Here is a 19,905-nt window from a genome sequence, read left to right as displayed (position 1 = left end):
CCCCGGCTTATGCGGGCTTCCTTATCAAGGCTTGTCGCCGGAGGGCGGTGGCGTACCGCTGATTTTTGGCACGCACTCATGGCGGAACCAGGCGAGCGTCACCGGCTCACGTTTAATCACTCTTTTCAGTAAAGGGATGAGTTGTTCCCCAACCAGCATACCAAACAGCCCCAGCAGAGCAATCACGGGCGGTGCCGGCGAGTTCACTTCAATCAAAGAATAAATGACGCCGGCCAGGATGCCGGTCAGTAATGCAATGGCGTAGGATTTCAGCATGTCAGACCGCCTTTTTACCTGGAGCCGTCGTGAGGGCCTTCTCGCTACTCAGAGAGAGGGCATGCTGTGCGGCAACCTCTTTGTGTGAAAATTGCAGGCTTAGCTGACCGCCAATAATCATGCCCAGCAGTCCGACAAGGGCTACGGCAGGGGGTGCCGGAGAGCGAACATTAAGCAGCGCATAGACCAGCCCGATCAGCACGCCAGCCCCCAAAGATATAAGTAAAGGACTCATGGTGACTCTCCTGTCATCAGTCAGGGCTGGCCGGCACATTGATGCCAGCCAGCCTGGCGAAATTAGCGGGCCGGAACCGGAGCCAGCGTACGGTGTTCGCTCTTCTGACGTGATGGCGCTTTATGCACCATGGTATAGGCATAATCCACGCCGATGCCGTAAGCACCAGAATGCTCTTTGGCAATATCCATCACTGCGTTGTAGGTATCTTTGTGCGCCCAGTCACGCTGCCACTCCAGCATAACCTGCTGCCAGGTTACCGGGATCACGCCCGCCTGGATCATACGCTGCATAGCGTAATCATGCGCTTCTTTGGTGGTGCCGCCTGACGCATCAGCCACCATATAGATTTCGTAACCGCCTTCCAGCATGGCGCACAGAGAGAAGCTGTTGTTGCAGACTTCAGTCCAAAGGCCCGAAACCACCACTTTTTTCTTGCCGTTTGCCGCCAGGGCATCACGCACCTTCTGGTCATCCCAGGAGTTCATTGAGGTGCGTTCCAGGATGTCCAGGTTCGGGAAGACATCCAGCAGTTCAGGGTAGGTATGGCCTGAGAAGCTCTCTGTTTCCACAGTAGTAATGATGGTAGGAATGTTGAAAACTTTCGCCGCTTTAGCCAGCGCAACGGTGTTGTTTTTCAGAACCTGGCGATCGATTGACTGAACGCCAAACGCCATCTGAGGCTGCTGGTCGATGAAAATCATCTGGCTGTTATGAGGCGTCAGTACTTCAAGTTTGGAGTTAGTCATGAATATGCCCATTAAGGTTTAGGTGACTGAGTGTCCGGGGCGTTGCTGTTCCGGATTGGAGTGACAGTGTTCAGGTCAGGAGAGGCATGTTGCGGATCCCTGATGGCCGGGGCCTGTCGTCACTGTCTGAGCAAATTGTAAGAGGGTTTTTCAGCGCTAACTATTATCTCTGTGTATAACTATACGTTGGTATACCTATCCGTTTGTATAACTAGACGCTGCTCCCTTCCTCTCACCATACTTCCGCCTGTAGCAGGCCTGACGTTTCACGTGACGGCGCGTTCCGTGGCCTCAGCCTTTTCGTTCATCAACATTCAGGAGGTTTTATGGTCACGCCCGGTAAAGCGGATCTTATTTTCACGAACGGTAAATTTCATACGGTTGACCGCGAAAACCCCGTAGCGGAAGCCGCGGCCATCCACGACGGTAAATTTCTCGCCGTCGGCAGCCTTGCTGAAGTGATGCAGTATCACGATGAAGGCACCAAATTAATCAATCTCAACGGACATACTGCCGTTCCTGGCCTTAACGACTCCCACCTCCATCTGATCCGCGGCGGCCTGAATTACAATCTTGAACTGCGCTGGGAAGGCGTCCCTTCGCTGGCTGATGCGTTAAGAATGTTGAAAGAGCAGGCGCTGCGCACCCCCAACCCACAGTGGGTAAGAGTGGTTGGCGGCTGGACCGAATTCCAGTTTGCCGAGCGCCGTTTGCCTACGCTGGACGAGATCAATGAAGCCGCACCAGAAACGCCGGTCTTTATCCTGCATTTATATGACCGCGCCCTGCTTAACCGCGCCGCGCTCAGAGTGGTGGGCTACACCAAAGATACGCCGAACCCACCGGGCGGCGAGATCCAGCGTGACAGTAACGGTAACCCTACCGGCATGCTGATTGCCCGTCCGAATGCGATGATCCTCTACTCCACGCTGGCGAAAGGCCCGAAACTGCCTCTGGAATTGCAGGTTAACTCCACCCGCCAGTTTATGCGCGAACTGAACCGTCTGGGGCTGACCAGCGCCATTGACGCCGGTGGCGGCTTCCAGAACTACCCCGAAGATTATGAAGTCATTGCTGAGCTGCATGAGAAGAAGCAGATGACCTTACGCATCGCCTATAACCTCTTCACCCAGCGTCCCGGCCATGAGCTGGAAGATTTCGAAAAATGGACGGATATGCTCTCGCCGGGCCAGGGAACCGATTACTTCCGCCATAACGGCGCCGGAGAGATGCTGGTCTTCTCGGCTGCTGACTTTGAAGATTTTCTGGAACCCCGTCCCGACCTGGCTCCCGGTATGGAGGATGAGCTGGAGCGCGTAGTGCGCCATCTGGTTGAGCACCGCTGGCCTTTCCGCCTGCATGCCACCTACGATGAGTCCATCAGCCGCATGCTGGATGTCTTTGAAAAAGTGAACCGTGAGATCCCGTTCAACGGCCTGCACTGGTTCTTTGACCATGCGGAAACGGTCACGCAGCGCAACATTGACCGCATCAAAGAGCTTGGCGGCGGCATTGCTGTTCAGCACCGTATGGCCTTCCAGGGCGAGTACTTTGCCGAGCGCTACGGTATTGAAGCCACGCGTCATACGCCACCCGTGGCGAAAATGCTGGAAAGCGGCGTGCCGGTAGGCCTGGGAACTGACGCCACGCGAGTCGCGAGCTATAACCCCTGGACCGCACTTTACTGGCTGGTTTCTGGCCGAACCGTGGGCGGCATGCAGATGTATGACGTTAACGCACGGCTCGATCGCGAAACGGCGCTGATGCTCTGGACCCAGGGAAGCGCCTGGTTCTCCAGCGAACAGGGCAAAAAAGGGCAGATCAAAGCGGGCCAGCTCGCGGATATGGTGGTGCTGAGCAAAGATTACTTCAGCGTGCCGGAAGAAGAGATCAAAGGAATTGAGTCCGTCCTGACTTTAGTGGATGGCAAGGTGGTCTATGCCGCCGGCTCCTTTAGCGCCGAAGCCCCGCCGTCGCTGCCAGTGCTGCCCGACTGGTCGCCGGTAGTCAAGGTGCCAGGACACTATCGTAGCGCACCGCCGCAGGCAAACGCTCGCGTAGGGATGATGCAGCAGGCTCACCATTGCAGCGGTCCGTGTGGGGTGCACAGCCATTCGCACGATATCGCCCGTGGCGCTAACGTTCCGGTTGCCGAAGATAACGCCTTCTGGGGCGCGCTCGGCTGCAGCTGCTTTGCGTTCTGATATGATGAAAAACACCCTCACTCAGCCGCCCCGCATCGATGCGGGGCTGTTCTTCCTGCGCCTGGCCGGTAGCCTGCTGTTGCTCTATGTACACGGCCTGCCAAAGGTGTTTCATTTCAGCGAAGAACTGACGCATATCGAAGATCCCTTCGGTCTCGGTCCGTGGATGAGCCTTGTCCCGGCCATTTTTGCCGAAGTTATCTGCCCGCTCTTTATTATCGCTGGCTTCGGCACGCGCCTGGCCTGTCTGCCGATCATCGGCGTGCTGCTGGTGGCGATGCTGTTTGTGCATCCTGACTGGAGCATTGCCGAAGGCCAGTTCGGCTGGCTGCTGCTGATCCTGTTTGGCACGCTGGCGATAACTGGCCCAGGCAAATGGCGCATCGGGGCGAATCGCACCAGGGAGGTTCGCTTTGGCGCAGGTTAACGATCTTCATGATGTGGCGGTAGAAGCGGCTATTCCGGACGTTGCGGCCTCGCCCTGGCAACCGCTGCGACAGCGTGTTTTTCGCACGCTGTGGATAGCGACGGTGGTGTCGAACATCGGTTCATGGATGAACGATGTTGGCGTGAACTGGAGCATGCTCACCTTAAGCGCCGATCCGCTTTCGGTGGCGATGGTTCAGGCCGCCAGCAGCCTGCCGATGTTTCTTTTTGCTCTGCCCTCCGGGGTGATGGCCGATATTGTAGACCGCCGTAAGTACCTGCTTTTTTCACAAATCTGGGTATTTATCGCCGCTGCCGCCCTGGCCCTCCTCTCCTTTACCGGGCAGGTTACGCCGCTGGTTCTGCTGATTGCCGCTTTCCTGCTCAGCACGGGTGCGGCAATGAGCTCTCCGCCGTTTCAGGCGATAGTGCCGGATCTGGTCAGCAAGGCGGAGCTGGGACCCGCTATCGCGCTGAATTCGCTGGGTATTAATATCAGTCGGGCCATCGGGCCGGCGCTGGGCGGGCTGATCATGATTTTTGCCGGTCCCTGGCTGGTGTTCCTGCTGAATGCCGTTTCAGTGCTGGGCGTTGCCTGGGTGCTTTATCGCTGGAAAGCAGAACCGGCAGTACAGCGCCTGCCGCCAGAGCACTTTTTCTCTGCCGTCCGGGCTGGGCTGCGTTATGTCCATGCGGCACCGGTGTTGCGTAATGTTCTGGTTCGTACCGTCGCCTTCTTTGTGTTTGGCAGCGCAGGCTGGGCGCTTTTACCGCTGGTTGCCCGGCGTGAGCTGGGCCTGGGGCCGGGCGGCTACGGCATTATGTTGGCCTGTATTGGTGTGGGAGCGATCTGCGGGGCCATTATGCTGCCCCGGCTGCGCAAGCGCTTTAATCCCGACAGGCTGATGGTGCTGGCGAGCCTGCTTTTTGCCATCACGCTGCTGGCACTCGCTTTTGTCCGTCACTTCTGGCTGCTGAACGCCTTTGAGTTCTTTACCGGCTTTTCATGGATCGCGGTGCTTTCCACGCTGAATCTGGGGGCGCAACGTAGCGCAGCGAAATGGGTAAAAGCCCGCGCGCTGGCTGTTTATCTGACCGTGTTTTTTGGCTCGATGACCATTGGCAGCGCCGTGTGGGGGCAGCTTGCTTCTCATTACGGCATTCCCGTCTCGCTGGGCGTGGCGGCGCTGGGAATGGTGCTGGCCTCTGCCACCGTGTTCCGCTGGCGGTTGGATCTCGATCCCGACCTTAACCTGGACCTCAGCAGCAGTAACCAGCCTGTCCCCGCTCTGGAAATTCATCACGATCGCGGGCCGGTGATGGTGACCTATGAGTACCTTATTCAACAGGATGATGCCCACAGCTTCACCGTCTGTATGCAGGATATGCGGCGAGTGCGCAAGCGGGGAGGCGCCATCAACTGGTCCGTGTATGAGGACATCCTGCAGCCCGGTATCTTCGTCGAAACCTTTATCGTTGGTTCCTGGATGGAGCATTTGCGCCAGCAGGACCGCTACACCATGAACGATCAGAAAATTCAGAATCGGGTTTATCAGTTCCATCAGGGAGAAAAGCTGCCTGACGTACGCTATCTGGTCGCCCCGCTATAAATGGGTTCCTTTTTTTTAACTGTAAAAGGCAAGGTCAAATTATGAGCACATTAAAAACATCAGACGGTACGCAGATCTATTATAAAGACTGGGGCACAGGCAAACCGGTGCTGTTCAGCCACGGCTGGCCACTGGATGCCGATATGTGGGACAGCCAGATGAACTTCCTGGCTGAGCGTGGCTATCGGGCTATCGCCTTTGACCGCCGGGGATTTGGTCGCTCCGAACAGCCGTGGACAGGCTATGATTACGACACTTTCGCCAGCGATATCAACGATCTGATCACCAGCCTGGATTTGCAGGAGGTCACACTGGTCGGCTTCTCGATGGGTGGCGGCGATGTGACCCGTTACATCAGTCAGTATGGCAGTTCCCGTGTGGCGGGCCTGGTGCTGTTAGGCGCTGTCACCCCTATTTTTGGCAAAGCCGAAGATTATCCACAGGGTGTGGATCTCTCTGTATTTGAGGGTATCAGGCAGGGCTTGCGCAGCGATCGCGCGCAGTTTATCAAAGAATTTAACACGCCGTTCTTTGGCATCAATGCGGGACAGAGCGTATCTGAAGGCGTGCTGACGCAGACGTTGAATATTGCGCTGCTGGCTTCGCTAAAGGGTACGGTAGATTGCGTTACGGCTTTCTCAGAAACGGATTTCCGTGCTGATATGCCGAAAATTGACGTTCCTACGCTGGTGATCCATGGCAGCAATGACCAGATAGTGCCTTTCGAAACCACCGGCAAGCTGGCCGCAGCCAGCATCGCGGGGGCTGAACTGAAAGTTTATGATAATGCGCCTCACGGTTTTGCCGTAACTCATCAGGAAACGCTGAATGCCGATTTGCTGGCATTTTTGCAGGCTCGCCAGTAAAGAAAAAAGCGCTGAGCAATCAGCGCTAAAAAGAGTTGAATTCGGTGCTGGCACGGCTGGCATGAGCTGTTCGCAAAGACGCAAAAAGCGTCATCCGTGACAGCTCGGGCCGCGCCGTCCATGGCGCGGCACGCTTTGCTCAGCATCTCATGCCAGCCGTGCTTCAGGTTCGGGTGAACGCTTCAGCGCTGAATAATCAGCGCTTTTTCCAGCTCTTAACGCGAAGGGTGATTAACTTCCACCGGACGCAGGTCAAACAACAGCACTTCCGCCTCTTCACCATTGCTGAACGTCAGCGCCTGCTCATTACGTACCCGCGCACCGTCACCGGCTTTGAAGGCCACGCCGTTAACCGTTACCGCACCGCGAGCAACGTGAATATAGGCGTAACGAGTTTCATCCAGCGTAACGGTCTGCTGCTCATCGCCATCAAAGAGACCCGCGTAAATACGCATGTCCTGACGTACTTTAAGGGCCTCACCTTCACCTTCTGGCGACACAATCAGTCTGAACTGGCCACGCTTTTCACTCTCCGGCACCGAAACCTGCTGATAGCCCGGCGGGGTATTTTTCTCGGCAGGCACAATCCAGATTTGCAGGAAATGCACGCCTTCCGTGCTGGAGTTATTAAACTCGCTGTGCGTGACGCCGCTGCCTGCGCTCATCAGCTGCACATCACCCGGTACGATCACAGAGCCGGTACCCATTGAATCTTTGTGCGCCAGTGCGCCCTGCAACACATAAGAGATAATTTCCATGTTGCTGTGCGGATGCGCGCCGAAACCACGAGATTCGGCAACACGGTCATCGTTTATCACCAGCAGGTCAGAGAAGCCGGCCTGTTTGGGATCCCAGTAATTGGCAAACGAAAAAGTATGGTGAGAACGTAACCAGCCGTGGTCACCCACTCCGCGTTGCTCTGACAATCTTTGCTCAATCATGGTATTTCTCCTTTCCAGGTTTTTTAAGGGGTCGGCGGGCGTCTGCCCTTCCGGTAGAGAGAGAATATAGGTAAACTCAATTGCCCGGCAATGGCCTGAAAAGGCAATAACTGTCACGTTTTGGTGGACAATATGCAGATCGAAGACCTGAAAATTTACCTGGCGGTGATCCACGCCGGGAGCTTTACCGCCGCCGCCGATCTGCTGATGCTTTCCAAGCAATATGTCAGCCGCAGAATGGCTGCCCTGGAGGCTTCCCTGGGGGCACGGCTGTTGATCCGCAACACGCGTAAGCTCACGGTCACCGACTCCGGCAAGGTTTTTGCCCTGCATGCCCAGCGCATCATGGATGATATCCGTGAAGCTGAGCAGGCCGTTTCCGAGCAGCGTCCTGAACTGCACGGCACCTTTCGCCTGAGTCTGCCGATGTCCTTTGGCATGAATCCCCTCTCTCCGCTTATTGCTGAATTTTTGACGCTGCACCCCGCTCTGCGCTTTCACGTTGAGCTTGCCGACCGCTATGTGGATGTGATTGGTGAAGGGTTTGATATGGCTATGCGCATCGGTAGCCTGGCCGACTCCACGCTGATAGCGCGTCATCTGGGCGATCTCAGCCGGGTTATCTGCGCCAGCCCTGACTATCTGCAACGTGTCGGCGTCCCGCAGCTTCCGGAAGATTTACTGCATCACGCCTGTCTGAGATTTGGCCGGGAGGGGCAATATGGCTGGGAGCTGAATGTGGAGGGTCGGGGCAAGGTGATGGCTGTACAGGGACCGATGCTGAGCAATAACGGCGAAGTGCTGCTGGATGCCGCAAAGGCGGGACTGGGACTGGTCCTGCTGCCGCGTTTTATTGTGGGCCGGGCGCTGGAGCGTGGCGAGCTGGTGACCGTACTGGAGCCGTTTCATCCTGCTTCCCTTCCGCTCAGCGCCGTTTATCCACAGCATCGTCAGCGAAGCGAAATCATTCAGGCTCTGCTGGCATTTTTACAGGGAAAGCTCAGCGAATAGCGCTGTTGGCAACCTGAAAAAAGATCTGTTGCCGGCTCCGTTTTGTGCGTAAAGCAGGCAGCAATCCGCTGCCTGCCCGAGACGCCCTTGTTATTCCACGGCATCCACAATCGGATCGCGGACGATAAACAGATAGGAGAGCGCGCCCAGCACGGTGACGCAGGCACATAACGTCAGCGCCATGCTGAAAGAGCCGGTTTTATCGAGGATAAAGCCGGTTAATACCGGGGCAAACGAGGCAAAGACAAAGCTGGCGAAGTTCTGGATACTGCCCACCGAGGCGGTCATGCGTGAGGTGACGTTCACATGGATCAGCCCCCAGCAGGAGGTTCCCGCAAAGTGAATACAGAACAGCGCCATGCCAATCAGCAGCACCGCCACAGAGGTTGTCGTTGCCTGCACCACCACTGCCGTAAAGGCGGCTGAGAACAGCATACCCGCCACGATACAGATTTTACGGGTTTTCACCGGCTGCATTCCACGACGCACCAGCGCATCCACCACATAGCCGTTCAGCAGCATGCCTGCGGCGCCAAACAGGAACGGGATGGCGGTCAGCCAGCCGGTTGCTTTTAAATCCAGATGATAGGTGGTCTGCAGGTAGCCCGGCAGCCAGGCCAGGTAGAGCCAGGCGGTATAGTTGATGCCGCTGAAGCCGATCATCATTCCCCACATGGTGCGGTTCTTAAACAGACCACGCCACTCTTTCATGGTCATCGGCTCTTTGCGGGCGCTGACGCTCCCCGCTTCCAGATAGTTAATCTCTTCTTTCGTCAGACTCTTGTTATCGCGGTTGCGGTAAAGCATATACCAGCCTGCCGAGAGGAAAATGCCCAGCACGCCGATGGTAACGAACATGCCGCGCCAGCCCAGAGAGAGCATCATCGCGGCCAGAATCGGCGGGCTGATGGCCAGGCCAATCATCGAGGCGGCGTTAAAGAAGCCCATCGGCATGCCACGCTCTTTGATATTGAACCAGTCGTTGATCACCTTCACGCCGCACGGGTTCATTGGCGCTTCGCCTATGCCCAGCCCGATGCGCACCAGAATAAACTGGGTGAAGTTATGCACCAGGCCAGAGAGCGCCTGAAAGCATGACCAGACGAACATACCAATTCCCAGCATAATACGTGGGCCTTTACGGTCCAGCAGCGTGCCGCAGGGCAGCTGCGCTATGCCGTAAGCCAGAGAAAAGGCTGACAGCAGCAGGCCGATCTCCGTGGCGCTCAGCCCCATATCGCCGCGGATGGTCATATTGGCGACAGAGAGCGAACTGCGGTCAAGGTAGTTGATGACGGCTGCCAGAAACAGCAGGATCATCGCGGTGGTTTGCACGCGCTTGATGCGGGCAGAGCGGACCAGCTTGCCGTGCTGCGGAACGATCTCCACAGTCTCTTTGCCGGAGCCGATATCACGGCCGCTGCCAGTCACAATCGGGCTGTTTTCCATAAAGCATTCCCCAGGGTCAGGTGTTCTTGTAATCCGCTTCAGGCGGTGAAGATATCCTGCTCAGAGTAAATGCCATGTTAATTTCATGAAGTAATCATGTTGCGGTTCCGTGCTTCAGATTAGGCTTTACTGTTTTTTATTGGTTCTTTATCGCCAGGGCGCGGCAAAAGCGGGATCTCAGTCACTGTATTGCCGGATAGAGCGGATCATCGACTGCTTGGCAGTGGTGAGATGACGATGTAATTCACAGCTGGCTTCCACATCATTACGGCTGATAATCGCGGTGAGGATTGCCATATGTTCCTCAAGCGCGACGATATTCCGCTGTTTCAGATCGCTTTCATCCCATTGATAATGCGAGTGAAAAATCACAGAGATAATCTCCAGCGACTGATCGATAAACGGATTATCTGCGGCAGAGAGGATCAGCTGATGCATTTCGCGGTCCAGCTGCGCAAACATGCGGTAGTTGCTGGCGATGGTATCGCGCATCTCACGATGACGGCTGAGCAGATCACGGGCTTTGATCCAGCGTTCATCGCTGGCAGGCAGGTTAAGAAACCGGTTCAGGGCGTGCGTTTCCAGCATCTCGCGCAGTTCAAAAAGCTTCTCTGCATAGCGACGATCAAACTTTTTCATCAGCCAGTGCCCGCGACGCACGCTCTCAATCAAATTGTAGCGGCTGAAGCGCAGCAGAAATTCCCGCACCACTACCGGGCTGACGCCAACCTGTTGCGCCAGCTGCAGCTCGGAGAAGCTCTCGCCGGCGCACAGCGTCTTCTGGTTGATCATCTGAAAAAAAGCCTGTTCAAACTCGCGGGCCTGGTCATCCAGAGAGGTGCTCACAGCGTCAAAGCCATCCTCCTGGCCCGGAGTACGAACAATTACATAGTGTTCATCCACCTTATCCAGCACGCCGCGCTCATGCAGATGCGCCAGCGTGTGACGGACGGTGGTGCGACTGACGTTGAACATCTCCGCCAGCGCGGCCTGTGGCGGCAGCGGAGAGCGGATATGTTTACTGATAATGCCTTCCAGCATCTGATTCACCACGTTATGGCGAAGATTTTGCGTGCGGCTCATGGCTTCTCCTGATTTTTATTTATTAAAAACCAATTCAGGCCCGACAAAGGCGCGTTCAGTCACAAATTCACCTCTCCGCGCTGCAAAGGTAAGGGGTTTTATTCCATAACTCAGGCCAGACAATGGAGAAAACTCATGACCATGATGACCACGCTGGTGTGCCAGCAGCCGAAAGAGATGGCTTATCAGCAGCGCGCCAAACCAGAGCCTGCCGCCGGTGAAGCCCTGTTGAAAATTGTGACCGCCGGTATTTGCGGCACCGATATCCACGCCTGGGCAGGCAACCAGCCCTTTTTCAGCTACCCCCGCGTTCTCGGTCACGAGCTGTGCGGTGAAGTGGTTGCGCTGGGTGCCGGTGCGGAGCGCTTCCGCGTGGGCCAGAGCGTCTCCGTAATCCCCTATCTCTCCTGCGGCACCTGTGCTGCGTGTGAAAGCGGCAAAACTAACTGCTGCGAAAAGATCTCGGTAATTGGCGTGCATCAGGATGGTGGTTTTTGCGACTATCTGAGCGTGCCGGTAAGTAATCTGCTGGACGTCACCGGCGTCGATGCGGAAGCTGCCGCCCTGATTGAACCCTTTGCTATCAGCGCCCATGCCGTGCGCCGCGCAGCCCTGCAGCCGGATGAAAGCGTGCTGGTAGTGGGCGCAGGTCCCATCGGGCTGGGCGTAGCGGCTATTGCTGATGCAGCAGGTGCGCGGGTAGTGGTTGCCGATACCAGCGCATTTCGTCGTGAGCATGTCGTGCAGAACCTGGCGTTGCCTGCACTGGATGCCGCTGCCGACGATTTTGAGCAGCACCTGCGGGCGCAGTTTTCGGGCCGTCTGCCGGGAAAAGTGATCGATGCCACCGGCAACCCAACGGCGATGAATAACACCGTGTCGCTTATCGCCCACGGCGGCAGCATTGTGTTTGTTGGCTTACACAAAGGCGACATTCAGATCCCCGATACGGAGTTCCATAAAAAAGAGACCACGCTGATGGGAAGCCGCAACGCCACACAGCAGGACTTTGAGAAAGTGGCGCAGTTAATGGCAGCGGGGAAAATCAGGGCCGGAATAATGCTGAATCAACGATTTGCGTTTGCGGATCTGGCAGATAGTTTTGAGTCTGAAGTGATCAATAACCGTGAGTTGATCAAAGGCGTGATCCACTTTTAACGGGCAGAAAACCCTGAATAACCAGACTGCTCACTCTTTCCTCAGAAAAGGAGATGAGTGAGCAGAACGCTTTTTCCGCTTCAATGCGGGCAAAAGAGCTTTTATCAGCTTGTTAAAAGTGTGTACAACGTCTCCAGATCCTGCGTCACCCACGCCACATCTTTGGCGAACTTTTCATCCGACATCAGCGGCTGACGAAACACGGTAATCAGCACCTGCGCGCCCTCCTGGTTCGCCATCACCCGCATCGGGACATACACCTCTTTGCCAAAACCGCTATCCACGTAGTGATCCATCACGCCAAAAGGGTTGTGGGCGGTAAAGCGGATTTTCACCACCCCATCCGGCCCGCTCGCTTTCCAGTGGGTACTTTCCTGCACCAGCGAAGAGTGACTGAGGCCGGAAGCCCATTTCGGGAAGTAGTCAGGTTTCCAGATCGTCTCGTAAAGGTCTACCCAGTTACGAGGGATCGTCCGGGCAACGGTTTGCGATGGCAGCACAGCTCCTCCTGCATGTTGATAAGCGACAGCCGATTTAACCACCGGTGATAAGGGTTGCAAAGCAACGGTAAGCGAAACTGTTAACTGCCACAGAACTTAGAAAAAGGGGAGCGACAACCCGGTTAATAGTTGAACAATATTAGCGTCAGGGCTAATATTTGCTTTTCCAAGGAGGAGGAGAATATGTTTGAGGTTGAGTTTCATGAAGAAGCCGAAGGTGAATTACATCATTTACCTACCCACATCAGAGCCAAAATGGTCAGGCTCTTGCAAAAGTTAGAAGCTAATCCGCGTTCACTCAGGGAGCCGCATTCAAAGCCGCTGGGCAAAGGAATGTATGAAATTCGGACAATGGGTAATGATGTTGCCCGTGGATTGTGGGTTTACCACACTGGCAGTAAAATTTATGTCTTACGCATTTTTATCAAGAAGACAGCCAGAACCCCGTTGAGTGAAATAGCGTTAGCCTGGAAGCGACTGGAGGATTTTTAGTATGAAAGCAAAACCACTTTCTCAGATTCATAATGAGTTAATGGAAGATCCCGAATATCGTGCGGCATGGGAAGCGGAAGAGAGGAAGGAGCGGCTGCAGAAACTGCTGGTTGAGTGGAAAGCTCATGCAGGCCTGACCAGCGCGCAGGTCGCTGAACGGATGGGGATTAAGCCACCGACGATCTCCCGAATGGAGAAAAATATCACCTCTGCCAGTCTGGAAACGCTGGCCCGCTACGCGAAAGCCTGCGGCATCAGCAACGCCACGCTCTATTTTTGAGGTGCTTTGCCGCCAGAGGCCTGGCGTTTTTACAAAAGGTCTGGCGGCATCTGTTCCTGAAGATAATGGGATTGCCGCGCAAGCTCCCAGAGCCTGGTGCGGATTACCTGTTTCAGCTGTAGTGTGGACTGCGACTGAGGCCGATCGCGTCGGCCAATCAGCATTACTTCAAACGGCAGCGGCTGCGCTACAGGTATCACTCTGACCTGTCCGGCGTAGCGCCTGCCGGTGAAGAGATCGACAATTCCTACGCCGCCGCCCGCCAGTACCATATCCGCGATAACCGAATAGGTTTTAATCGAGAGCGAACTGGCGGGCTGCAACCCCTTATCCCGCAGGGCGCGGTGCAGCACATGGCCCAGCGGGTCCTCTTTCTGCATCATCAGCAAATTATTCTGGCATAGCCACTCCAGCGTGACGGGCGAACTCGCTTCCATACCCAAAGGCAACAGCGCCACCATTGAAGAGTGAAACAGTGGCTCTGCCACCAGCTCTGCCGGTATCTGCTGACCAAATACCAGGGCGAAATCGAGCCGATCCTCCAGTAAATTCTGGCACAGCGTACTGAAATGTTCCGTCACCAGATCGACGTTCACCAGGCCATTTTGCCGCCGGTACTCCACCATTGCCGGTGCCAGAATCATCTGGCCGAAGGCGTGAGCCGCACCCACCCGCACTCGTTGCCCTTCTCCCCGTCGCAGCCTCTCGGTCAGGTTGCTGATAGCCTGCAACCGGCTGTAGAGCTCACGGATTTCCGGTATCAGCCGCTGGGCTTCCAGCGTCGGGATCATTCCCTGGCTGCGGCGCTCAAACAGCGTAAAGCCCAGCTGCTGTTCAGCGTGACCCAGCACCCGACTGACGTTGGGCTGTGAAACGTTGAGTTGCCTGGCTGCCCCGCTGATGCTGCCGGTATCGATAATCGCCTGAAAAACTTCAATATGCCGCAGCCGCATGATTATTCACCCCAGGTGGCTTCCAGCACGCGTATCCAGTTGCCGTAACACACTTTTTCCAGCAGGGACTGGCTGTAGCCCCGCTCGCGTAGCGCGGAAACCAGCAGGGGTAAGCCTGCCACATCTTTCATATCGGGCGGCAGCGTGGTGCCGTCAAAGTCCGATCCAAAGCCGACGTTATCTTCGCCAACTTTTTCAATGAGATAATCCACATGGCGCACGATATCCAACACCGTAGCATCCGCCGCCTGTTTGCCGTCGCTGCGCAGAAAGCTGGTGCCGAAGTTCACGCCCACAAAGCCGTGGGTTTCGCGGATAGCGGCAAGCTGACGGTCAGTAAGATTGCGCGATTGCGGACATAACGCATGGGCATTGGAATGGCTCGCCACCAGCGGCGCGTTGCTGATTTCTGCCGTCTGCCAGAAGCCTTTCTCATCCATATGTGAGAGATCGATCATGATGCGCTTCGCATTACAGGCGCGCACCAGACGCAAACCGGCATCCGTCAGGCCATTGCCGATATCCGGGGAAGAGGGAAAGCGGAAAGGAACGCCATCGCCGAAAATATTTGGTCGGCTCCACAGCGGGCCAAGCGTACGTAAACCGGCCGCGTAGAGCACCTCCAGCAGCGCCAGATCTTCATCCAGCGCTTCTGCTCCTTCAATGTGCATGACCATCGCTATTGCACCCTGCTGCATGCAGTGGCGGATATCCGCTGCCGTCCGGCAAATACGTGCCGCGCCAGCGGATTGTTGCTCAATACGCAGCAGCGTGGCGATCATCGACAGGGTTATCTCCAGCGCCTCTTCCCTGCCAGGTGTGGGTTCAATTTCGTTATAGCCCGCTACGCCGCGTTTTTTTTTCACAGCTGGCGCGTTTCTTGCAGCAAATCCAGCCGAAGGCACATAAGCCGCGAACAGTCCCCCGGCAAAGCCACCCTGACGCACTCTTGGCAGATCTATCTGCCCTGCCGCAGGGCCGTTCAGAAAAGCGGATGCCGGGTCATCCTGGTGGGAGAGCCACAGGCGCATCAGAAGATCGTTATGGCCGTCAAAGACGGGCAGGGAAACAGCATCAGGACGCAGTGATTGCATGAAGTTTTCCACTCTAAATTCAGGATTATGCCGCTGCTTCATACTGACGCAGAGCGCACCAGCAGAGAGCAGCCGCTTGCGCAGCAAACAAGCTTCGGCTTTCAGTACTACCTGACATTTTGGGTCGCTGTCAAGGCAATGCAGACAATAAATAGCTAATTTATTCTTTTATTTCAATATCTTGGAGACATCATGGTTACCAGAAGACGTTTTCTTGCAGGATGCAGTGCGGTTCCCTTTCTTTCTTACCTCTCCCTGAACAGCACCTTCGCCGCCACGCCACCCTCTATGCTGGTGATGGCGATGCAGCTTGATAACATGACCAGTCTCGACCCGGCCGAAAGCTTTGAGGCTATCGGTTCTGAAATTTGCGGTAACCTTTACCAGCGTCTGGTGATGCCCGATCCGACTGAACCAAATAAAGTGACTGGCGAGCTGGCAAAAAGCTGGGAAGTCAGCAGCGACAGCAAAATCTTCACCTTCCATCTGGACCCCTCCGTGAAGTTTTCTGACGGCAGCCCGCTAACGGCGGAAGATGCAGCGTTCTCCTTACAGCGCGTGGTGAAGCTGGATAAAAGCCCGGCCTTTATCATCAACCAGTTCGGCTTTACCAAAGAGAATGTGGAACAGAAGATTGTGGCAAAAGATGCCCATACGCTGGTACTGAACCTGAGCGAACCCGCCGCCGAAACTTTCCTGCTTTACTGCCTCTCTGCCCCGGTTGGCAGCGTAGTGCAGAAGAAAACCGCGCTGGCTAATCAGGCAGGCGACGACCAGGGTAACGCCTGGATCAAACAGCACAGCGCCGGCAGCGGGCCGTTTACGCTGCGCGCCTGGAAAGCCAGCGAAAGCGTGATCCTGGAGAAAAACGAGAATCATCCATCGAAAAGCACCCTCAAACGCGTTATCGCCAAACATATTATCGATCCGTCGGCGCAGCTGCTGATGCTGCAAAAAGGCGATGTGGATATTGCTCGTGACCTGACCACCGAACAGCTGAATCCGCTGATGGGTGACAGCAATTTCCACGTGGTGCAGCAGATGGTCGGCACCATCATGCTGATGTCCTGCAACACCAAAAATGAGCACCTACAGAAGCCGCAGGTGTGGCAGGCGCTGAAGTGGGCGATTGATTACGACAGCATCCAGAAAAATATCATTCCACTGACCTGGAAAATTCACCAGAGCCTGCTGCCAACCGGTTTTCCGGCGGCGCTTAACGACCAGCCTTTCAAACTGAACGTGGCGAAAGCTAAGGCTCTGCTGGCCGAAGCAGGCTATACGGACGGCTTTGAGCTGACGCTGGATCACTACTCCGCTCAGCCGTTCCCGGATATTGCTCAGGCTATTCAGACCCAGCTCGGCGCCATCGGCATTAAAGTTCAGCTTATCGCCGCTGAGAACCGTCAGGTGCTTACCAAAATGCGCGCCCGTCAGCACCAGCTGGCTATCACCGCCTGGGGCGCAGATTACTTCGATCCGAACTCCAACACCGAAGCTTTCAGCGTCAATACCGACAACAGCGATAACGCCCGCGTGCGCTCGCTGGCCTGGCGCTGCAGCTGGTCCGATGAAGCGTTCAACAAGATGACCGCCGACGCACTGCAAGAGAAGGATGCCGCTAAGCGTATCGCCCTGTACGAGCAGATTCAGACCATGCACCGCGAAAAGAGCCCGTTTATCTTTATGTTCCAAAAATTAAACACCTACGCCAGCACCAAAAATGTCACCGGTATGCAGATTAGCGTGCTGAATGACAACCCCTACGAACAGGTGAAAAAAGCCTGATGTCGTGGTTAAAACGTATTGTCAGTACGCTGGGAAGCCTGCTGCTGACGCTGTTTGGCCTGTCGGTGTTAACGTTCTTTATCGGTCGGGTTATGCCGACCGATCCGGTACTGGCAGCGGTGGGGGATAATGCTCCCCAGGCCGTGGTAGAGCGAGTCCGTCAGGAGATGGGGCTGGATCAGCCCTTATACATTCAGTTCTGGCACTATCTCACGCAGATTGTTCACGGCGACTTTGGCCGCTCTGTTTTAACCTCTAACCCGGTCAGCCAGGATATCGCCCGCTTCTTTCCTGCCACGCTGGAGCTGGCTACCGCAGCGATTATTATTGCGGCTATCGTCGGCATTCCGCTCGGCGTCTGGGCAGCGGTGCGCCAGGGGAAATGGATTGACCAGATCATCCGCGTGCTCTGCCTGGCGGGGCACTCTTTGCCGGTCTTTGTGCTGGCGCTGCTGAGCCTGCTGCTGTTCTACGCCGTGCTGGGCATCGCGCCAGGCCCCGGTCGGCAGGACATTATCTATCAGGATATGGTGCCGCAGGTAACCGGGTTGCTGACGGTGGATTCCCTGCTGGCGGGAGATTACGACGCCTTATGGGATGCGCTGGCGCATATGGCGCAGCCCGTATTAATCCTTGCCTGGTTCAGCATGGCTTACATCACCCGTATGACCCGTACGTTTATGCTGAATGCGCTGAGCGGAGAGTTTGTTATTACTGCCCGCGCGAAAGGGCTCTCTTCACGCAGGGTTATCTGGCGTCACGCTTTTCCTACCGTTGCGGTGCAGTTAGTGACCGTGCTGGCGCTAACCTACGCCGGGCTGCTGGAAGGGGCGGTGGTGACGGAGAATGTCTTCTCCTGGCCAGGCCTTGGGCAGTATCTGACCACTTCACTGATGAATGCGGATATGAACCCGGTGGTGGGCGCCACCCTGCTGGTGGGCACGGTCTATGTGCTGCTGAATCTCTGCGCCGATATTCTCTACCGACTTTGGGACCCACGCGTAAAATGACCAATCTGACAAGAGCCTGGCTGCTCGACGAGACGCCCTCCACCCGCCGTCAGGCAGTGTGGGGACGCCGCTATCGTCTCTGGCTGGGGCTGAAACGCCATCCGCTGGCAATGAGCGGGCTGGTGGTGGTGCTGGTGATGCTGCTGCTGTCGCTCGCTGCCCCGCTGCTCACCCCTTACGATCCCGGTTTTCAGGACCTGGCTAACCGCCTCGCCCGCCCTTCGGCCCAGCACTGGCTGGGCACCGATGAGCTGGGCCGCGATATCTGGACGCGTATTCTTTTCGGCGGCAGAACCACGCTGGGCATGGTGATTGCCGTGGTGCTGATCACCGCGCCGATTGGCCTGCTGACCGGTTGTATCGCAGGTTATGCTGGCGGTCTGCTGGATAAAGCGCTGATGCGCCTTACCGATATTTTTCTGGCCTTTCCCCGGCTGATCCTGGCGCTGGCCTTTGTGGCCGCGCTGAAGCCTGGCGTGGAGAGCGCCATTCTGGCGATTGCGCTGACCGCATGGCCCCCCTACGCACGTCTGGCGCGCGCCGAAACGCTCCAGTTTCGCCACAGCGATTTCATTGCGGCCAGCCGTCTGAGTGGCGCTTCACCGCTGCGCGTGATCCTGCGTCACGTCATGCCGCTGTGCGTGCCGAGCCTGATTGTGCGGGTCACGCTGGATATGAGTTCCATCATTATTACCGCCGCCAGCCTGGGCTTTCTTGGCATGGGCGCACAGCCGCCATCGCCGGAATGGGGAACGATGATCGCCACTGCGCGCCGCTTCCTGTTCAGCGAATGGTGGGTGCCGCTGATGCCCTGCATCGCCATTTTTCTCACCTCGCTGGCGTTTAACTTCCTCGGCGACGGTCTGCGCGACGTACTGGACCCAAAGGAGAAGTAGATGCTGGTAGAGATAGAGAATTTACGCATCAGCTTCACCAGCGGTGCAGAGACCTTTGAAGCGGTACGCGGCGTTTCATTCAGCGTGGGTAAAGAGAAGTTCGCTATTGTGGGCGAAAGCGGATCGGGGAAATCCCTGACCGCCCGCAGCCTGATGCAACTGCTGCCTGGCAGCGCGAAGGTCACCGCCGACAGGCTGAGCTTTGACGGGATTGACCTGCGCGGCGCCAGCGAGAAGAAGTTGCGTCAGGTGCGCGGCAAGCGCGTTGGTTTTATTTTGCAGGACCCGAAATACTCGCTGAACCCGGTGATGACTATTGGTCAGCAGATCGCCGAAGCCTGGCGCGAGCACAAGGGCGGCAGCAAGCGTGAAGCGATGCAAGCTGCTGTTGAACTGCTGGCACAGGTCAAAATTCGTGACCCCGAACTGGTGGCGAAACGCTATCCGCATGAGGTTTCTGGCGGCATGGGGCAGCGCGTGATGATCGCCATGATGCTGGCGCCAGATCCGGAACTGCTGATCGCCGATGAGCCAACCAGCGCGCTGGATGCCACCGTGCAGGCGGAGATCCTGCGCCTGATTGACGATCTGGTTTCGCAGCGTGGCATGGGGCTGATCCTGATCAGCCACGATTTGCCGCTGGTTTCCCATTTCTGCGATCGCGTGGCAGTGATGTATGGCGGACGTATTGTCGAGATGCTGCAAGCCGGAGACTTGCAGCAGGCACAGCATCCTTACACCCAGGGCCTGCTGGCCTGCCTGCCTTCCCTTCGCCATCCGCGTGACCGTCTGCCGGTGATGCAGCGGGAAGCGTCATGGAGAGAGGAATGAGTGACTACGTTTCCAACCAGATCGGCACGCACGCGCCTCTCCGGACACCAGCT

The 19,905-nt window shown here is 56.3% G+C and carries 21 protein-coding genes; 12 read left to right on the top strand and 9 right to left on the bottom strand.

Annotated elements, in window-relative coordinates; all coding sequences use genetic code 11:
- Window positions 1-24 precede the first annotated feature (24 nt).
- The 3 genes from SD961_RS04610 to SD961_RS04600 all read right to left on the bottom strand — a co-directional run bounded on the left by SD961_RS04610 (window position 25) and on the right by SD961_RS04600 (window position 1,260).
- Window positions 25-276 carry a XapX domain-containing protein gene (locus SD961_RS04610; protein WP_318789211.1) on the bottom strand — a complete coding sequence of 84 codons (252 nt, stop codon included), beginning with the start codon at window positions 274-276 and terminating at the stop codon, window positions 25-27.
- 1 nt (window position 277) lies between these two features.
- Window positions 278-511 carry a DUF1427 family protein gene (locus SD961_RS04605; protein WP_318789210.1) on the bottom strand — a complete coding sequence of 78 codons (234 nt, stop codon included), beginning with the start codon at window positions 509-511 and terminating at the stop codon, window positions 278-280.
- Between the two features lie 62 nt (window positions 512-573).
- Window positions 574-1,260: a hydrolase gene (locus SD961_RS04600; RefSeq protein WP_306209652.1), complete on the bottom strand. Its 687-nt coding sequence runs from the start codon at window positions 1,258-1,260 to the stop codon at window positions 574-576.
- 326 nt (window positions 1,261-1,586) lie between these two features.
- Between SD961_RS04600 and SD961_RS04595 the strand changes: the two genes are divergently transcribed.
- The 4 genes from SD961_RS04595 to SD961_RS04580 are packed head-to-tail and all read left to right on the top strand — an operon-like array spanning window position 1,587 to window position 6,366.
- On the top strand, window positions 1,587-3,464 hold the full coding sequence (locus SD961_RS04595; RefSeq protein ID WP_318789209.1) for an amidohydrolase: 1,878 nt from the start codon (window positions 1,587-1,589) through the stop codon (window positions 3,462-3,464).
- 4 nt (window positions 3,465-3,468) lie between these two features.
- The gene (locus SD961_RS04590; protein ID WP_318789399.1) at window positions 3,469-3,891 is read left to right on the top strand and encodes a DoxX family protein; all 423 of its coding nucleotides are present in this window, start codon (window positions 3,469-3,471) and stop codon (window positions 3,889-3,891) included.
- Window positions 3,878-5,500: an MFS transporter gene (locus tag SD961_RS04585; protein WP_318789208.1), complete on the top strand. Its 1,623-nt coding sequence runs from the start codon at window positions 3,878-3,880 to the stop codon at window positions 5,498-5,500. The genes SD961_RS04590 and SD961_RS04585 overlap by 14 nt, the downstream gene beginning before the upstream one ends.
- A 41-nt stretch (window positions 5,501-5,541) precedes the next feature.
- Window positions 5,542-6,366, top strand: coding sequence for an alpha/beta hydrolase (locus SD961_RS04580; protein WP_318789207.1), 825 nt, complete (start codon window positions 5,542-5,544; stop codon window positions 6,364-6,366).
- Window positions 6,367-6,581: 215 nt separating this feature from the next.
- Here SD961_RS04580 and SD961_RS04575 read toward each other — a convergent pair whose 3' ends face one another.
- A complete protein-coding gene (locus SD961_RS04575; RefSeq protein WP_318789206.1) occupies window positions 6,582-7,307 on the bottom strand; it encodes a pirin family protein in 726 nt (241 codons plus the stop codon).
- Between the two features lie 132 nt (window positions 7,308-7,439).
- On the opposite strand from SD961_RS04575, the gene SD961_RS04570 reads away from it, so the two are divergent.
- Window positions 7,440-8,318, top strand: a complete 879-nt coding sequence (locus SD961_RS04570; protein ID WP_318789205.1) for a LysR family transcriptional regulator — start codon at window positions 7,440-7,442, stop codon at window positions 8,316-8,318.
- A 90-nt stretch (window positions 8,319-8,408) separates the two neighbouring features.
- Here SD961_RS04570 and SD961_RS04565 read toward each other — a convergent pair whose 3' ends face one another.
- Window positions 8,409-9,767, bottom strand: a complete 1,359-nt coding sequence (locus SD961_RS04565; RefSeq protein ID WP_318789204.1) for an MFS transporter — start codon at window positions 9,765-9,767, stop codon at window positions 8,409-8,411.
- Between the two features lie 177 nt (window positions 9,768-9,944).
- Window positions 9,945-10,850, bottom strand: a complete 906-nt coding sequence (locus SD961_RS04560) for a GntR family transcriptional regulator (protein WP_318789203.1) — start codon at window positions 10,848-10,850, stop codon at window positions 9,945-9,947.
- A gap of 135 nt (window positions 10,851-10,985) precedes the next feature.
- Between SD961_RS04560 and SD961_RS04555 the strand changes: the two genes are divergently transcribed.
- Window positions 10,986-12,008, top strand: a complete 1,023-nt coding sequence (locus SD961_RS04555; RefSeq protein ID WP_318789202.1) for a zinc-binding alcohol dehydrogenase family protein — start codon at window positions 10,986-10,988, stop codon at window positions 12,006-12,008.
- A gap of 104 nt (window positions 12,009-12,112) precedes the next feature.
- Here the strand turns inward: SD961_RS04555 and SD961_RS04550 are convergent, their stop codons facing one another.
- Window positions 12,113-12,508: a polyketide cyclase gene (locus SD961_RS04550; protein ID WP_318789201.1), complete on the bottom strand. Its 396-nt coding sequence runs from the start codon at window positions 12,506-12,508 to the stop codon at window positions 12,113-12,115.
- A gap of 183 nt (window positions 12,509-12,691) precedes the next feature.
- Between SD961_RS04550 and SD961_RS04545 the strand changes: the two genes are divergently transcribed.
- Window positions 12,692-13,000 carry a type II toxin-antitoxin system RelE/ParE family toxin gene (locus SD961_RS04545; RefSeq protein ID WP_318789200.1) on the top strand — a complete coding sequence of 103 codons (309 nt, stop codon included), beginning with the start codon at window positions 12,692-12,694 and terminating at the stop codon, window positions 12,998-13,000.
- 1 nt (window position 13,001) lies between these two features.
- Window positions 13,002-13,280 (top strand): helix-turn-helix transcriptional regulator, encoded by a 279-nt coding sequence (locus SD961_RS04540; protein ID WP_318789199.1) that lies wholly within the window; start codon window positions 13,002-13,004, stop codon window positions 13,278-13,280.
- 29 nt (window positions 13,281-13,309) lie between these two features.
- Here SD961_RS04540 and SD961_RS04535 read toward each other — a convergent pair whose 3' ends face one another.
- Window positions 13,310-14,233 (bottom strand): LysR family transcriptional regulator, encoded by a 924-nt coding sequence (locus SD961_RS04535; RefSeq protein ID WP_318789198.1) that lies wholly within the window; start codon window positions 14,231-14,233, stop codon window positions 13,310-13,312.
- A gap of 2 nt (window positions 14,234-14,235) precedes the next feature.
- Entirely contained in the window at window positions 14,236-15,327 is a 1,092-nt protein-coding gene (locus tag SD961_RS04530; protein WP_318789197.1) for a dipeptidase, read from the bottom strand.
- Between the two features lie 192 nt (window positions 15,328-15,519).
- Between SD961_RS04530 and SD961_RS04525 the strand changes: the two genes are divergently transcribed.
- The 4 genes from SD961_RS04525 to SD961_RS04510 are packed head-to-tail and all read left to right on the top strand — an operon-like array spanning window position 15,520 to window position 19,852.
- Complete coding sequence (locus SD961_RS04525) at window positions 15,520-17,115, top strand: ABC transporter substrate-binding protein (protein WP_318789196.1); 1,596 nt, start codon at window positions 15,520-15,522, stop codon at window positions 17,113-17,115.
- Window positions 17,115-18,125 (top strand): ABC transporter permease, encoded by a 1,011-nt coding sequence (locus SD961_RS04520; protein WP_318789195.1) that lies wholly within the window; start codon window positions 17,115-17,117, stop codon window positions 18,123-18,125. The genes SD961_RS04525 and SD961_RS04520 overlap by 1 nt, the downstream gene beginning before the upstream one ends.
- Window positions 18,122-19,021 (top strand): ABC transporter permease, encoded by a 900-nt coding sequence (locus SD961_RS04515; protein ID WP_318789194.1) that lies wholly within the window; start codon window positions 18,122-18,124, stop codon window positions 19,019-19,021. Before SD961_RS04520 ends, SD961_RS04515 begins: the two co-directional genes overlap by 4 nt.
- On the top strand, window positions 19,022-19,852 hold the full coding sequence (locus SD961_RS04510; protein ID WP_318789193.1) for an ABC transporter ATP-binding protein: 831 nt from the start codon (window positions 19,022-19,024) through the stop codon (window positions 19,850-19,852).
- Window positions 19,853-19,905: the final 53 nt, after the last annotated feature.

Source organism: Erwinia sp. MMLR14_017 (assembly GCF_033657285.1).
In the GTDB taxonomy this organism is placed as follows: Bacteria; Pseudomonadota; Gammaproteobacteria; order Enterobacterales; family Enterobacteriaceae; genus Erwinia.
Note: the sequence above shows the minus strand (reverse complement) of the source record. Positions and strands in the feature narration are given on the sequence as shown.

Coding starts and splice junctions, on each gene's coding strand:
- SD961_RS04610 (WP_318789211.1), bottom strand. CDS start 276: ATGCTGAAATCCTACGCCATTGCATTACTGACCGGCATCCTGGCCGGC.
- SD961_RS04605 (WP_318789210.1), bottom strand. CDS start 511: ATGAGTCCTTTACTTATATCTTTGGGGGCTGGCGTGCTGATCGGGCTG.
- SD961_RS04600 (WP_306209652.1), bottom strand. CDS start 1,260: ATGACTAACTCCAAACTTGAAGTACTGACGCCTCATAACAGCCAGATG.
- SD961_RS04595 (WP_318789209.1), top strand. CDS start 1,587: ATGGTCACGCCCGGTAAAGCGGATCTTATTTTCACGAACGGTAAATTT.
- SD961_RS04590 (WP_318789399.1), top strand. CDS start 3,469: ATGAAAAACACCCTCACTCAGCCGCCCCGCATCGATGCGGGGCTGTTC.
- SD961_RS04580 (WP_318789207.1), top strand. CDS start 5,542: ATGAGCACATTAAAAACATCAGACGGTACGCAGATCTATTATAAAGAC.
- SD961_RS04575 (WP_318789206.1), bottom strand. CDS start 7,307: ATGATTGAGCAAAGATTGTCAGAGCAACGCGGAGTGGGTGACCACGGC.
- SD961_RS04570 (WP_318789205.1), top strand. CDS start 7,440: ATGCAGATCGAAGACCTGAAAATTTACCTGGCGGTGATCCACGCCGGG.
- SD961_RS04565 (WP_318789204.1), bottom strand. CDS start 9,767: ATGGAAAACAGCCCGATTGTGACTGGCAGCGGCCGTGATATCGGCTCC.
- SD961_RS04560 (WP_318789203.1), bottom strand. CDS start 10,850: ATGAGCCGCACGCAAAATCTTCGCCATAACGTGGTGAATCAGATGCTG.
- SD961_RS04555 (WP_318789202.1), top strand. CDS start 10,986: ATGACCATGATGACCACGCTGGTGTGCCAGCAGCCGAAAGAGATGGCT.
- SD961_RS04545 (WP_318789200.1), top strand. CDS start 12,692: ATGTTTGAGGTTGAGTTTCATGAAGAAGCCGAAGGTGAATTACATCAT.
- SD961_RS04540 (WP_318789199.1), top strand. CDS start 13,002: ATGAAAGCAAAACCACTTTCTCAGATTCATAATGAGTTAATGGAAGAT.
- SD961_RS04535 (WP_318789198.1), bottom strand. CDS start 14,233: ATGCGGCTGCGGCATATTGAAGTTTTTCAGGCGATTATCGATACCGGC.
- SD961_RS04530 (WP_318789197.1), bottom strand. CDS start 15,327: ATGCAATCACTGCGTCCTGATGCTGTTTCCCTGCCCGTCTTTGACGGC.
- SD961_RS04525 (WP_318789196.1), top strand. CDS start 15,520: ATGGTTACCAGAAGACGTTTTCTTGCAGGATGCAGTGCGGTTCCCTTT.
- SD961_RS04520 (WP_318789195.1), top strand. CDS start 17,115: ATGTCGTGGTTAAAACGTATTGTCAGTACGCTGGGAAGCCTGCTGCTG.
- SD961_RS04515 (WP_318789194.1), top strand. CDS start 18,122: ATGACCAATCTGACAAGAGCCTGGCTGCTCGACGAGACGCCCTCCACC.
- SD961_RS04510 (WP_318789193.1), top strand. CDS start 19,022: ATGCTGGTAGAGATAGAGAATTTACGCATCAGCTTCACCAGCGGTGCA.